Origin of the sequence: Paenibacillus xylanilyticus (genome assembly GCF_013359935.1) — a bacterium.
Classification (GTDB): Bacteria; Bacillota; Bacilli; order Paenibacillales; family Paenibacillaceae; genus Paenibacillus; species Paenibacillus xylanilyticus.
Window position 1 is genome coordinate 1 of record NZ_JABMCB010000173.1, and the last position, 15161, is coordinate 15161.

Consider the following 15161-nt stretch of genomic DNA (forward strand, 5'->3'; position numbering starts at 1 on the left):
GCCGCCAGCGTTCGTCCTGAGCCAGGATCAAACTCTCCAATAAAGTATTGAAAAGAGCGATTAGCTCATTTTGAATCTGACGAGATTAAAAATCTCAATTGTGCTTCGAAATCATACAGTCAGATGACGTGTACCGATTTCGAAGCGTCGATCTTGCAAGCAAGATCGTTACTCACTCGTTGTTCAGTTTTCAAAGATCAAACTTCGTTTGCATCCGAGTGTTGTTCTCTTCAGCAACTTTTATATCTTATCACATCCGAACCAATTTAGCAAGCACTTTTTTTTAAGTTTCTTTCGAAGCTTATTTGGTTTACTTACCGTACCGTGTTTCTCGTGTTTTCTTGGCCGGAATTAGAATATACCATGTACAGATTTTTTATGCAAGTACTTTTTTCGAATAAATTATTCAAAACACAAAGGATCACCTATTCCATTAATCTCTTCTATTATATATTCATATTGATTCTTCAAGAGCACCTGCACTCTTTCAAACCTGACCCTATGGTCTAACCATTTCACCATCCGAACCACTCACACCGTAAAATCCATTTTTGTGCTTCGCAGCCAGTTGTCGAACTGTACTATAAACTTCTTCTGCAACAGACCATGCAAATGAGCATAAATACTATGCCCTCCAATAAAGCACCCTTTCAAACGAATATCCGCCACCGCTTCCTCCATAACTTAATAACATATCATCATACACATCCATTGAAGGATACCTCTGAACAAGGTCCAAATAAATTTTTTGCAACTTTCCTGAAGTCACTGCAATATCAATATATACGAGTGATCTTCTGACCACCCTGTCTATTTCTCGTACCAAATCATAAACGCATATCGATGTACGGAGGGTTTTTCCGGTCAAAAACCATTAGATCATAACTCATTGTCAGCACATCCTATATAATAGAAAGAAAATTTTCTTTCTATATTAGTAGAATAAAGTTCTTAGCACACCGTTTTATAAAGTCTCGCCTTATAGATAAAAAAAGAACGAAAGCTCTGGTAAAGTCCAGAAGCTCCCGTTCTTTCTTTTTAATAGATGACTGAACTACTCTCCGCCCATAAAGACGTAGCGGCATAGAACAATGATTGCGAGAATCCACATCAACCAGTGAATTTTCACTTTGCGATCCGTAACCAGGTTACTGAATACAGCCAGAATGACATAAGACAGGATACCTGCCGAAATTCCGTTTGCAATCCCGCCTGTGAAAGGCATCAGCACAATTGTAAGGAATGCAGGGAAAGCTTGAAGGAAATCATCCCACTCAATGCTTCGCACTTGGCTCATCATCAATACGCCTACGATGATCAGTGCCGGAGCTGTAGCAGCGGACGGAACAACCAGTGCAAGCGGCGCGATGAACAGAGCCAGAATGAACAAGACCCCTGTTGTTATCGAAGTCAGACCTGTACGTCCACCTGCTTCAACGCCCGATGCACTTTCTACGAAAGCAGTAATTGTGCTTGTACCCAATGCCGCACCCGCACTGACACCCACTGCATCGACGAACATCGCTTTACCGATTGTTTTCTCGCCTTTTTTCTTGTCATTCATAATTCCCATCCGTGTCGCAGTTCCCACCATCGTACCAAACGTGTCGAACAGTTCAACGAAGGTAAAGATAAAGATAATTTCGAACAATCCGAGACTAATAGCACCTTTCAGGTCAAGCTGTCCAACAGCCAGATCACTGAAGTTAGGCAGCCAGCTTGCACCGGACAGTCCACTGAGATCCGTAACACCCATCGGAATACCGATCAGAGTAGTAGCAACGATACCAATGAGCAACGCACCCTTAACGCGCATAACCATCAGTATCGCGATAAGGATCAACCCAATCAGAGCCAGCAATGCGTCATGATGTGTTACGAAGTTACCCAGGGACAGATTGAAGCTGCTGCCCGGAATCGGTTGGCTCAGATCCGCATCAGGCGCAACATTTACTGTGACAGCAACGAGATTGGCCAGTTTGAAACCTACAATAGTAATAAAGAGACCGATACCGACCGTGATGGCCATTTTTAACGTTTGCGGAACGGCAACAAGCAGCATCTGACGAATCTTGGTCACGGTCAAAATAATAAACACGATACCCGAAATGAATACTGCTCCGAGAGCGGCTTGCCAGGTGATTGCACCATTAGAGCTCAATACCACAGTCATGAAGTAGGCGTTCAATCCCATACCCGGCGCAAGAGCAATCGGGATATTAACGAACAATCCCATAATGATGGTCATTAGACCAGCGCCTACGGCTGTTGCAAAAAATACTGCGTTATCCGACATCCCAGCCCCGGCAGACCCGAGGAACAATGTGTTGACAAAAAGAATGTACGCCATTGTCATAAAGGTAGTGAGACCCGCAACAATCTCCGTTCTAACATTTGTTCCGTTTTCTTTTAGTTTAAAGAAACGATCCATAATTCACTAACTCCCCCTTAGAGATGTTGAAGCCATATTGAAAAACGACAAAAGACCCTGGTGTTCTTGCTCCACCCAGGGTTAGCTATAAGGAGAGGCTTAGCCTTTCGCTAAGAACAAAAAAAATTCTAATGTGCGTCCAGTATTGTAATCACGCAGTCATGTAGAATTTATGTGCTTAGCTTCTCCTGTTCGTAGCCAGATCATTAGGGTGATCTCGTAGAGACTCCCGGGCCAATCCCCAGGATTATACGAAGTAGTATGCGCTATTTGTTTGTTTCCCATCACTATTTTAGAAGCGTGACCCGTTTCTGTCAATGGTAAAAACGAATGTTTTGCATGTAAGTCTATGGAAACGTTCGTGTTCGAACAGAGACCAAAGCATAAACGTAAAAAAGCCACCGTAAATCACGGCAGCTGATGTATTAAGATATAATGTGATGCTTCCCTAAACCTTCACTTGAGCCTAATCAAGAGTAATACAGCGTTATCCTTTAATCCCCGAATTCAAGTTAATGGATTGCAGGAAATACTTTTGTGCAAAAATAAACAGAACGAGCGTTGGAATGATCGCCAGAATAGCCGACCCCATCAGCTGTCCAATCATCCGGTAATTGCCGTAAATATCCTGCAGCAACAGCAGTCCGGCGGTGATTGGCATTTTCTCGACGTCTGTGTAGACGATGACAGGCCAGAGGAAATCATTCCAGGACCCGATGAACGAAAACAGTCCACACACGATCAACACCGGTTTCACCAGCGGTAAAATGATGGAGTAATAGATTCGGAAGTCGCTTGCACCGTCTACCTTCGCAGACTCATCCAGTTCCCCCGGTATCCCCTTCATGAACTGACGAACGAGGAAGATATTGCCCATACCTGCCAGTCCGGGAATGATCATTGCCCATGCAGTATTGACCCACCCAAGTGCTTCAATGATTTTATAGGAAGGGATCAGGTTAACGACACCTGGGAAAAACGAAATACCGAGAAGCGTGAAAAACAAGGCGTCTCTCCCTTTGAACTTCAACCTTGTGTATCCGTAGCCTGTAAGAGAGATAATAAAAACGACAAGCAATGTATGAGAGACCGCAATGATCAGTGAATTGCTCAACCATCTCAAAATCGGAGCGGTTGACGTGTTTTCCAGTATGGCAACGTAGTTGTTAAAGTCCCATTCTTTAGGAAATAGGCGGAAGCCAGCCGACACCACTTCTGCCTGTGAGCGAAATGAAGTCGTAATCCCGAAAATAACGGGCACCACCCAAATGACACAAATGGATACCAAAAATAGATACGATATATATTTGGATATACTTATTTTTTTGACCATGTTGATATACCTGCTCCTTCCCGATCCACGTTCGATCCTGCTCCTTTAATTGGCATTCCGGTTCATCACGTAATACTGCAATGCGGAGATGACCAGAATAACCAGTCCTAACAGCACAGCCATGGCGGAAGCCATACCTGCCACTGACTCACCGGAGCCGAACGCAAGCTGGCGAATATACATCATGAGAACATGGGTAGTCTGCTGCGGTCCACCATCGGTCATCATCAAAGGCTGACCGAAAACGTTGAACGCACCAGCTGTTGTCATGACAAACGTAAAAATCAGCGGGAAACGGATGGAAGGCAGCGTAATACTGAAAAATCGGCGTACAGGTCCAGCACCATCCATCTCGGCTGCTTCATACAGATCACTGGGAACCCCATTAATGGAAGCACGATAAATAATCATGTTTCCTCCGACAGCTCCCCACACCGATATCACAATAATAATGATCCAGGCATACGGTTGATTGGCTGCCCACGATACCTCTGATCCGAATACATTACCGGTGATACCAAGCTGTTTATTGAAAATAAGAGACCAAATCAACGCTGCCGCTGAAATGGAAATCATGCCTGGAATGTAGATAATCGCCTGCATGAACCCTTTGAATTTCACTTTTTTATGTTCAAGAGCCACGGCTACAAGCAATGGAATGATGATTAACGGTGGGACACTCAGCGCCACGAAGATCAACGTATTCTTCAAACCATTAAAGAATTGAAAATGAAATGAGGAATCCTGGTCGAATAAGATGGTTCTATAATTTTCAAATCCGACCCATACCGGATCGTTTATCAAATTCCATCTCGTAAATGAGGCATATATTCCGTAGATCGTTGGCAGAAGTATAAACACCAGAAACAGGATCAGATGAGGACCAACAAACAGGAACGGTGCAAATGATCGTTTATTCATATCCTTTCATTTCTCCTTTGGGAAAAGCAATGTGCCACCCATGCGACACATTGCTTCTATTACAGTAGAATGGCGGGATGTGCAGCACATCCGTTTTATGCGATTTAAATGTTACTGGGCTCCACTGCTTCCTTGAGCAATTTTGTCCTCAACCTCTTTTTGCATGGTCTGCAGTGTCGCATCCAGCTCAACATTGCCGCGCACGATATCTGCCGCGTATTTGTCAACCGCTTCAGCTACATAAGGATAGTGCTCGTAAGTATAGATGTAGAGGGATTCAATCTCCTTCTCGTTGGACGTGAAGAATGACTGCATGTAATCCTTGTATTCCGGGCTCTCAATGACCTGTCTACTCGCAACGGTCTGCCCTGCTTTGGCCCATTCGATTGAATTTTGGCGGATAAACTCCAGGAATTTACCAATCCCCTGTTCCTTTTCATCTGTTCTGGCCTCATTCTTTAACATCGCAAACAGATGAGAGGAAGAACGGTTTGTAAACTTATCAGCAGTAGATGAGTATACATTCGTTACACCGAAATTTAGCCCTTCAACAGTCGCATGTGCAGTTGAGCTCCATGTACCATCTGTGGAAAACAGTACGTTACCGGATTGGAACATCAAGTAACCATCTTCACCGAACGGGGTCATGAGACCCGCATCTGCAATCTTTTTGACACTTTCAAAAGCTGCCTTCATCTCAGGCGTGTTCAGCGCCGGCTTTCCATCCTTCTGCACATCACCGCCCACATTTTGCAGCTGGCCAAGGATAACCCATCCGAGCAAAGCGTCATTGACAACAAAGTCTCCTTCGTCGAGCTTGCCCTGTAAAGAAAGCATCTCATCAATTGTAACAACATCATCGTCCAGGAAAGATTCCGCGTTATACTTTTTCAGCAAATCCTCGTTGTAGTACATGACATTACTATGAATATCGAGAGGCACAGTATATTGCGTTCCATCAATGGTTCCCGTTGACCATGCTTGCGGCAGATAGTTCTCTTCCTTAATCTCTGGCTGCGCAGCCAGCATCGCCGTCATTGGCTCAAGCACGTCTTGTTTCACAAAGCCCGGTACACGGTCAGCATGGATAATAGCCAGATCAGGAACACCCTTGCCAGAGTTGATTACCGTTGACAGCTTGGTATACATATCAGAGGTGATCACATGTTTTAATTTGATTTCTGGTTCGGTGGCGTTATATTCTTTAACTAACTGGTCCATATAGGCGCCATCCTCTCCAGTCAGTGGCGTCCAGAACGTAATCGTATTTTTGTCGTCCGAGCTGCAACCCGACAGTACAGTGACCAGCAGGAGCAGCATAGATACCATGGTTACAAAACCTTTTTTTGTACGCTTCACACAAGAACCCCCCTAGAATGATCAATCCTAAGCATATCTGTAAACGCATTCAATTAATCGAGAAAATCACAGGGCACTGCAATTTTCTCCTTGGAAACCGGCCCTGCTTACAATGTAGAACTTGCTGAAGGAAGCTTGCCTAGGAGCACTCCCTTCATCCTTCTCCCAAACATTAATGTATAAATTAATCATTAATGTTTATGTGAATTTATCGTAATTCATAGCGCTTACATTTGTCAACCACTTTGTTCCTTTTTTTTAGCGAAAGTTCAACTTTTTATTACGCATTCACCTGTCGACTATCCGGAACGGGTCTGCCGAAGTGCGGAAATCCATGCTCATCCCAGCCAAAAACCTGCGCTCGCATATGGCGGTTGGGGTCATACAGTGGGTCTCCCTCGATTTCCTTGTAATTCCGGGCATGATAGACCAAGATGTCCTGACTTCCGTCCGGCGATACGGTAAAGCTGTTATGCCCAGGGCCGTATTGTCCCGACTCTTCATCCGTTTGGAATACAGGTGCAGGCAGCTTCGTCCAGCTCTCGGGTGACAATAGGTCACTACCTTCCTCGGCATACAACAGACCCATACAATAATTGTGGTCTGTAGCACTCGCAGAGAACGAAATAAAAATTTTGCCATTTCTATTCAGGACAGCAGCGCCTTCATTGACCAGGAATCCGATTTTCTCCCAATCATGTGTTGGTTCGGCGATCATGACCTGCTCGGAAGCCAGTGTCCACGGATTTTCCATTGACGCTATATACAGGTTGGAATTGCCAACGATATCTGGATCCTTTTGTGCCCATACGAGATATTGAACATCTTTATGTAAGAATGAGGTTGCATCAAGTGCGAAACTTTCCCACTTCGTCTTGATTTGCCCCTTTTCTTCCCATACGCCTTCAAGCGGATTGGCCGATGCATTCTCCAACACGAACATGCGATGGTCAAAAAGTCCTTCCACCGTATCCGTTGTACGCGCTGCAGCGAAATAGATGTACCATTTACCGTGGACATAATGAATTTCCGGTGCCCAGATGTTGGCACTCATCGGTCCCTCATCGTACTTACGCCAAACCACAACGGGCTCTGCGCTATCCAGCTCCTGAACCGTACGGGCTCTTCTGACCTCGATCCGGTCATATTCAGGTACTGAACCTGTAAAGTAATAATAGCCGTCAGCATGTTTATATACCCACGGATCGGCTCGTTGCGGTATAATCGGATTAACAAATGATTCCTTCTTTGAAACTGTACTCACGCTGTCATCTCCTGTTCTGCAATGAATAGTTAATGCTTTTGTTCATAAATTCGTAAATATGTTATTAATTCACCTAAATATTAAGATACAGAGCATCGTGTGTCAATATTTGAGCAGGATTTTTTTGGTTATTTCATGGTTTGTTTTTACATTTTTCTGAATTACTTTGTTTTTGTGTTATATTTTTGGTATTATTTATCTAAATCCGTTGTGATTATATTCAGAATCCGATATTATAATATTCTACGTTTACCATTCACATAAATGTTAATATTTCATTTCTTTCGGAGGAATTACATTGAAAATCGACCTGAACGAAAAAAACCTGCATATCTTCGAAGCTCTATCCAGCAGTGTACGTATTCAGATCGTTCATCTGCTGTCCAAGAACTCTATGAATATAAAAGAATTGGCCGAAGCCCTTGGACTGAGCAGCGCCATTATGACCATGCATGTTAAAAAGCTGGAAAAGGCTGGTGTCATTGAATCCAACATGGCGCCGGGTAAAGGCGGAGCTGCCCAAAAGGTCTGCTCTCTTCGCATGGATACTCTTGAAATCGCATTCCCAACCAAGGACGTCATTCAACGGGAGATTCACAAAACTGAAATATCTGTAGGACATTTTACTGATCTGCAGATCAAACCAACTTGTGGCATATGTACAAGGGATTCCATTATCGGAATTTTTGATGATCCCCGTTATTTCCTGGACCCTGATCGACTGAAGGCAAAAATATTGTGGTTTGGACAAGGTTACATTGAGTACAAAGTACCGAATTATCTAATGGGAGATGAGAATCCCGAGGAGCTGGAAATTTCGATGGAAATTTCCTCGGAGGCCCCACTGACCAACAACAACTGGCCTTCCGATATATCCTTTATCGTCAATGATGTTGAGGTAGGGATGTGGACGAGCCCGGGTGACTTCGGAGGAAGAGGCAAGCTGAATCCGCCCTGGTGGTTCGAGAGCGTAAACCAGTATGGTTTGCTGAAGCATCTGATTATCAAAAAGGAAGGCACGTTCATGGATGGCGTAAAATTGTCTGATGTAACCATCGATGATATCGGCATTCGCAACAGTTATTGGTCTCTTCGCATTGCTGTCAAGGAGGATGCAGAGCACATTGGTGGCGTGACCGTATTCGGACAAGGATTCGGTAACCATAACCAGGACATTATTTTCCGTTTGTACTACACACAGAATAATGAAAAACCTGAATAAAAACGCTGAGGTTTTGCAAGCAGGATGCTTACGCCACACGTCATACTTTTCTGAAGTTATGCTGTCCCAATCAGTACTTCGGGGTTAGGTATCTCTAACCGAAAAAAACTCCCTTTAACATGTGCGAAACATGTTTAAAGGGAGTTTTTTAGTTATTTACCGTTTGAACGTAAATCTATTCCCACTCGATCGTTGCTGGTGGTTTGGATGTTACGTCGTACACGATACGGTTAACGTTATCGACTTCATTAACGATACGTACGGAGATTTTCTCCAGTACATCCCAAGGGATACGCGCCCAGTCCGCTGTCATACCGTCAATGGATGTTACGGCACGAATACCTACAGTGTAGGAATACGTACGGGCATCACCCATAACGCCTACGCTCTTCATGTTCGGCAGAGCCGTGAAGTATTGCCAGATTTCGCGGTCCAGACCCGCTTTGCCAATCTCCTCGCGCAGGATGTAATCTGAATCACGCACGATTTTAAGCTTCTCTTCCGTAACTTCACCAAGAACACGGATCGCAAGACCCGGACCCGGGAAAGGTTGACGGTGTACGATTTCGTCTGGCAGACCGCACTCGGTGCCCACTTTGCGCACTTCATCTTTGAACAAGGTGCTCAGTGGTTCGATCAGCTTAAAGTTCATATCTTCAGGCAATCCACCCACGTTGTGGTGAGATTTGATCGTTTGAGCTGTCGCTGTACCACTTTCCACGATGTCCGTGTACAGTGTACCTTGCGCCAGGAATTCAAAGTCATCAAACTGCTTGGACTCTTCGTCAAATACGTAAATAAACTCGTTACCGATGATTTTACGTTTTTGTTCCGGATCATCCACACCAGCCAGCTTGGACATAAAGCGCTCTTGTGCATCGATTTTGACAACTTTCATGTCGAATTTGCCGACAAACGTCTCCATTACGCTCTCCGCTTCGCCTTTGCGCAGCAGACCATGGTCGATAAACATACATGTCAATTGATCACCGATCGCTTTGTGAAGCAGTGCAGCAACAACGGAAGAATCCACACCACCGCTCAGTGCGCACAGCACTTTACCGTCGCCCACTTTTTCACGAATATCTTTGATCGTATCATCGATAAACGTCTCCATGCTCCAGTTGCCTTCGCAACCACAGATGTCGAACAGGAAGTTGCTAATCATATCGTTACCACGAACGGAGTGACGTACTTCCGGATGGAACTGAACAGCATACAATTTGCGCTCGTCGTTGCTCATCGCAGCGATCGGCGCACTTTCCGTGCCTGCATCCAGTTTGAATCCTTGCGGAAGAGAAACCACGTGATCACCGTGACTCATCCATACCGTGTGTTCACCTTCGATGCCTTTTGCAAGAGCAGCACCTGGTGCAAACTCGATATCTGCCTTACCGTATTCGCGTTTCTCGGAACGTTCTACTTTACCTTCAAGCTGCTGCGCCATAAGCTGCATACCGTAGCAAATTCCGAAGATCGGAAGTCCTAGGTCATAAACACCCGGATCCACGTGCGGAGCATTCTCAGCGTATACGCTGGATGGGCCTCCGGAGAATACGATTCCTTTTGGTGACAATTCTGCGATCTTCTCAGCCGGTGTGTTATACGGCAAAAGCTCGCTGTATACGCCAAGATCCCGGATTCTTCTGGCGATTAACTGGTTGTATTGGCCCCCAAAGTCAAGGACAACCACAATTTCATTTTGCTTATTCATTACCGTGCCTCCCTCAATTAATGAAACTAATTATACGCAACGACAAAACATACCGTCAAGGAAAGACGAAACTCCTTTTTGTGGACGGTTTGAACATTTGATATGAAGGCCCCTTTATTGCGAGTTTTCCTACAGAATTCCCACTTCCATTCAATTCATTCCCGAAGAAGTTATTCATGCCAATTTAATGAGAAAAAAAGACAGGCACCACACCGGAAAAATCGTCGAAAGACGCCTCGCTCGCATGCAGCGAGGAAGGCGTCCCTGGACGATGTTACGGTGCCTGCAGGCGCCGGGCCAGACGAAGTGCCCGGCGCAGGAAATCGAGACTGTCCGCGCGAAGCGGACGGTCTGGCCCATACAGCAGCCGTTCCCAGTCGGCTGCAAACCGCGCGATGTCCGCGCTGTCCGTGCCTGCGGCCAAGGCGGGTGACGCTGCATATTCACGCAGCGTCATCCCCGGCGGCCGCGGGCCGTACCGGCGCGCGAGCGCGGCCCAGACCGGAGCGGCGGCGCTGAGCAGCCGCTCGCGGTCTGGAAAGCTGCTGCGCGGCCAAGCCAGCAGCAGCCTTATCCGCAGCGCGGGGCGAAGCCGCCGCATGCGCACGGTCCCGGCAGCGGCCAGCAGAGCCGCCGCTGCAAGAGCTGCCGCGAGCCATGGCTCCGCGGCAAGGGCACGTGCGGGCGCCAGCAGCCAGGCGACCGCACTCCCCAACCCACCGCCAGACTGCGGTGGGTTCAACTCGCCGGGCTGCGCCTCGGCGGCCGCTGCGGCGTCTGTGCCTTCGCCTTGCGGCATCGCGAAGCCCCGCGTAGCCTCAAACGGCATCCAGCCGGCGCCGGGAAAATACACTTCCACCCAGGAATGGGCATCCCCCTGGGTAATGATGTACTGTCCCGACACCTCTGGGTCCGGTACCCCGGCTCCGAATCCCTTCACCCAGCGTGCAGGAATACCTTCCGCGCGCAGCAGAACGACCATCGCTGTTGAGAAGTGGTTACAGTACCCCTCTCCCGTGACAAACAGAAAGTCATCCACAAAATCTGTCCCGCGGGGCGGCATGCGAGTGTCCAAGGTGTATTCCGCATGCTCTTCCAGATAGGTCCGCACCGCCTGGACCGCGTCATAACGCGTTTCGCTCTCCTGGATAATGTAGCTTGCAAGTGAGCGTACCCGCTCAGGCAGAGATGCCGGTAGCTGGAGATAGGTTCTGCGGATTTTTGCCGGATCTTGGCTCGTACTGCTCGCCTTCCCTAATAGTCGAAGCTGTTCCGGTGTTGCGGTGGGAATCATGACATCTGTTGTATAGGTCTTGATTGGTTCACGATTGCTTGAACCTGCGAGCCATAGCGTAGCCGAATCTGCATTGGAGAGCAGGGAAAACCTGCTTTTCTCGTTAGAATCTTTCTCATCTTGAAAGGACAGGTTTAAGGGTACTCCGCCAGTAAAGAGAGGATTCGGCCCTCTCCAAGCCCGCTTCAGCGTGACCGTTTGACGAATGCGAGTCCAGTAGGCTTGATTCTCCCAACCATCGGTACGGAAAAGAGCTGCCGGACTGGCCTCTTGGAAGCCTTGCCCAGGATCACTCCATGTACTGCCGTTATAATATGAACGAGTCTCTCCACGCCAATACGTAACTTCAGGACTTCTCGCTGTAAAAAAGATGGCGTCCCCTTGGACCAACGGGGATCCCATTGGCGCATCCACCGTGCTGTACCCCGTGACCGATGCTGAAGCAGGGATGCTGCTGTTTGGTGTATAACCTGCCCAGCGAGCAAGACGTTCCCCCATTTGGTCCAGGGATAATCGTTCCGGCCCAGGGACGGTGGCAACTCTGCCCGGCACAACAGAGATCAGCACCATCCCCACTGCGGCAGCAACAGCCACCGCACACCAGCGACCAAAGGGATATCGGCGGAAGGTTGGCGTCGTAACTCCTTCAAGCAGACGGAGCAATTGCAGTATGGCCTGGATCAGCAAAATCCATAGAACAGACCGGACAACGGAGGCATACACATCCAGCCCGGCCAATGTTTCCAAGAGCAGCAAGTAGAGCAGGGTAGCACTTCCAAACAGCATGACACTTCGCCGCATCAATACAAGGGATTGTACGGAAGCCATGAGCATGCTCCAGCCACACATCATCAGTAACCCTCTTGTCTCTGTACTGATGGAATAAAAACGCCTGCTCTCCATAAATGAACGGATATCCTCCATCCATGTTCCCGGATATTCCAGAGCCCACCCGGCAGGATCACTGCCTCCATACATCAGGCATAGAGCCGTCAGAGCCATGCACAGGCGGAGCAGTATCCCCATGATCCACCCCACACGCAGCAATCCTGCGATAAGGAGGGCACCTGTTAGGCCCGCCATCACTGCCAGAAAACGCTCGCTTCCCTGTTGTCCCGAAGAAGTGATCGGATAGATCCACTCCAGGGATAGGAGCAGCAAAATGGCAGAAATGCTTATACTGTAAACGGCAGGCTCTTTCTTGGCAGGGTTGGCTTTGGCATCCAAACCGAGGCTTGAAATCTCTTCCGCAGATTGCAAGCCCGACGTCGGTGTATTCCTGTAACTACGCTCCCACATCCGAGACACCTGCCTTTCCCGCGGAAGGCACTGTACTGTCTGCGATTGTACTGATCCTCACCCCGCTGAGACGAAGCTGGTCCGTCCACTGTACTGATGGGTGCTCCGCCCCTTCGGGTAAAGCATTCATTGTCACTTTTTCCTCATCAAACGGTGTCTCGGTCAACTGTACTTCTATCTCATGTCCCCGCTCAGCAGCGCCGAGTATCCATTCAGTCAGCAAGGCATCCAACCTGCCGGTCAGGACGACGACGCGTGTACCGGTTGGCCATTCGTCCAGCATCGTTGGTTCCAACAGGGATGAGACGGATGAGGCAGCACTTGCTATGTTCGCTTGGGCCAGTCTATCCAGTGAGAGATTTACATGCTCCGCATGGATTAAGTCACTTAACCAATACGTTTCCCCGTTTGAACCTGTATCTTCACCTGTTCTCCACAGCTGGTAGGGTACATGATCCCGAACAGCTGTAAACACCCAGCGGGCAGCCATGTTAACCGCACGTTCAAAAGCAGGATGCTCCTTCGCCTCCTGAGTTCGACGTCCATATCCTGTCTTGCCTTCGTACACTACTATGCCTAATGACGTTGATTCTGATATTTCGGGCAAAAAGGTTTGAAGCTTGCCTGTCTTGGCCGTGCTTTTCCAATGAATGCGTCCCATCGGATCTCCCGGCTGATACTCACGGAACTCGGGACTCCGGCTTCCCTGACCCGTTATCGGTTCAATAGGAACCCCTTCATCTGTATTCGCGAATGATGCAGACTCACAATCTGCGTACGTTGATCCGGATGGAACAACAACAAGGGGTGTACTGCCCGCTGTCTCTGCAGCGACCGTACTCCAGCCAAACGCATCCCCCCAGTACAATTGTCCTGAACCCCATTGATACAGGCCTCTTCGCAAACCGGACATTTGATATTGATAGGCAAATTTGCGCCTGTTTCCCGGAAAAAATAATTTGCGATGCACACCAGCAGGAGTATCTTCACAGAGCACCATCCACAGCAGTGGGATGCGGCATTCAAATTCCACTTCCACCCGAACCCGCACTATTTCCCCAACCATAATCCGTTCCGAGTTCATTTGCCGGCGAATGCGAATCCGTTTAGGCCCTAACAAATGAATGATCAGACCACTGATCAGGATGAGGGACATCATAATGGACAGAAATAGTGCAGCCTTCCCCCCATGCCATATATATAAGGAAGCGAAAGCTGACACCAGAACAGCATGGAACAGCCATTGAACAGGCGCTGTCATCACCGCCGGCCCCTTCCCTGAGCTGTCATCTGTACAGGTACGGGAACAGATGATAGTGCATCCTGAATGACCTGTTCCTGCCCCTGGAATGCTTCTGTTCTGTTCTGGGCTTTCAGCCCAATCCGATGGGCAAGAACCGGAAGAGCCATCTCTTTCACGTCATCCGGAATGACATAGCTGCGCCCCTGCAGGTAGGCATATGCCTGTGTGGCAGCCATCCAGGCCAATGTTCCGCGCGGGCTAATGCCAAGTCTGACGGCTGGATGAATTCGAGTGGCAACAACGACAGCAACCAAATATTGTTTGACCACGGGATCAACATGCACATGCCTGATCTCACGCTGCATCGCAACCACTTCTTCAGCAAGCACGACCGGCCGGAGTTCATCCAGCAATTCTCTGCTGTGCACTCTGGTTAGCAGCTCCACTTCCTGTTCCGGCTCAGGATAACCGAGCCCAATTCGCATAAGGAAACGGTCCAGCTGAGCCTCAGGCAAACGATAGGTGCCTTCAAACTGCAGAGGATTCTGTGTAGCCAGCAAGAAGAATGGCCTTGGCAAAGCATGTGTTATACCGTCTACCGTAATACGCCTTTCTTCCATGGCTTCAAGCAGGGCAGACTGAGTTCGAGGTGAAGCACGATTAATTTCATCTGCCAGTACAATGTTGGACATGACTGGGCCGGGCCGAAATGTAAACTCACTTGTGTGTGGATGATACATGGACGTACCCGTTACATCTGCAGGCATGACATCGGATGTGAATTGAATACGGCCCATGGAGCAGTTCAGTGAAGAAGCGACAGCACGAACCAGCATTGTTTTCCCCGTCCCCGGTACATCTTCCAGAAGCACGTGACCCCCACTGAGCATCGCAGTAAGAACATATTGAATCTCTTGTTTTTTGCCAATAATCACACTTTCGACCCGTTTGGTAACCCTGTTCAACAGCTCGACCGCATGTTCATGTTCCATTCGAATATACGACATATCCCTCATTCTCCTTCCATCCATCGGCATTCCCAGAGTCATAGTAATCTATGATTCATTGTTGCCCGGAAGTA

The 15161-nt window shown here is 47.9% G+C and carries 10 protein-coding genes and 1 riboswitch; of the genes, 1 reads left to right on the forward strand and 9 read right to left on the reverse strand.

Features of this window, described 5'->3' with window-relative positions:
• Positions 1–1054: 1054 nt before the first annotated feature.
• From HP552_RS10020 to HP552_RS10040, 5 genes are all read right to left on the reverse strand, one after another.
• Positions 1055–2431 (reverse strand): NCS2 family permease, encoded by a 1377-nt coding sequence (locus HP552_RS10020; RefSeq protein ID WP_175395379.1) that lies wholly within the window; start codon positions 2429–2431, stop codon positions 1055–1057.
• Positions 2432–2606: 175 nt separating this feature from the next.
• A riboswitch (purine riboswitch) is annotated at positions 2607–2706 on the reverse strand.
• A 212-nt stretch (positions 2707–2918) separates the two neighbouring features.
• On the reverse strand, positions 2919–3764 hold the full coding sequence (locus HP552_RS10025; RefSeq protein ID WP_175395380.1) for a carbohydrate ABC transporter permease: 846 nt from the start codon (positions 3762–3764) through the stop codon (positions 2919–2921).
• Between the two features lie 45 nt (positions 3765–3809).
• On the reverse strand, positions 3810–4685 hold the full coding sequence (locus HP552_RS10030) for a carbohydrate ABC transporter permease (RefSeq protein WP_175395381.1): 876 nt from the start codon (positions 4683–4685) through the stop codon (positions 3810–3812).
• A gap of 111 nt (positions 4686–4796) precedes the next feature.
• Positions 4797–6014, reverse strand: a complete 1218-nt coding sequence (locus tag HP552_RS10035; RefSeq protein WP_175395477.1) for an extracellular solute-binding protein — start codon at positions 6012–6014, stop codon at positions 4797–4799.
• A 310-nt stretch (positions 6015–6324) separates the two neighbouring features.
• Positions 6325–7308, reverse strand: coding sequence for a glycoside hydrolase family 43 protein (locus HP552_RS10040; RefSeq protein WP_175395382.1), 984 nt, complete (start codon positions 7306–7308; stop codon positions 6325–6327).
• 298 nt (positions 7309–7606) lie between these two features.
• Here HP552_RS10040 and HP552_RS10045 point away from each other — a divergent pair, with 298 nt between their 5' ends.
• Positions 7607–8530 (forward strand): ArsR/SmtB family transcription factor, encoded by a 924-nt coding sequence (locus HP552_RS10045; protein ID WP_175395383.1) that lies wholly within the window; start codon positions 7607–7609, stop codon positions 8528–8530.
• Positions 8531–8705: 175 nt separating this feature from the next.
• Here HP552_RS10045 and guaA read toward each other — a convergent pair whose 3' ends face one another.
• From guaA to HP552_RS10065, 4 genes are all read right to left on the reverse strand, one after another.
• A complete protein-coding gene (gene guaA, locus HP552_RS10050) occupies positions 8706–10244 on the reverse strand; it encodes a glutamine-hydrolyzing GMP synthase (RefSeq protein WP_175395384.1) in 1539 nt (512 codons plus the stop codon).
• A gap of 274 nt (positions 10245–10518) precedes the next feature.
• On the reverse strand, positions 10519–12837 hold the full coding sequence (locus HP552_RS10055) for a DUF4129 domain-containing transglutaminase family protein (RefSeq protein WP_175395385.1): 2319 nt from the start codon (positions 12835–12837) through the stop codon (positions 10519–10521).
• Positions 12824–14098 (reverse strand): DUF58 domain-containing protein, encoded by a 1275-nt coding sequence (locus tag HP552_RS10060; RefSeq protein WP_175395386.1) that lies wholly within the window; start codon positions 14096–14098, stop codon positions 12824–12826. Before HP552_RS10060 ends, HP552_RS10055 begins: the two co-directional genes overlap by 14 nt.
• Complete coding sequence (locus tag HP552_RS10065; RefSeq protein ID WP_175395387.1) at positions 14098–15087, reverse strand: AAA family ATPase; 990 nt, start codon at positions 15085–15087, stop codon at positions 14098–14100. The genes HP552_RS10060 and HP552_RS10065 overlap by 1 nt, the downstream gene beginning before the upstream one ends.
• Positions 15088–15161: the final 74 nt, after the last annotated feature.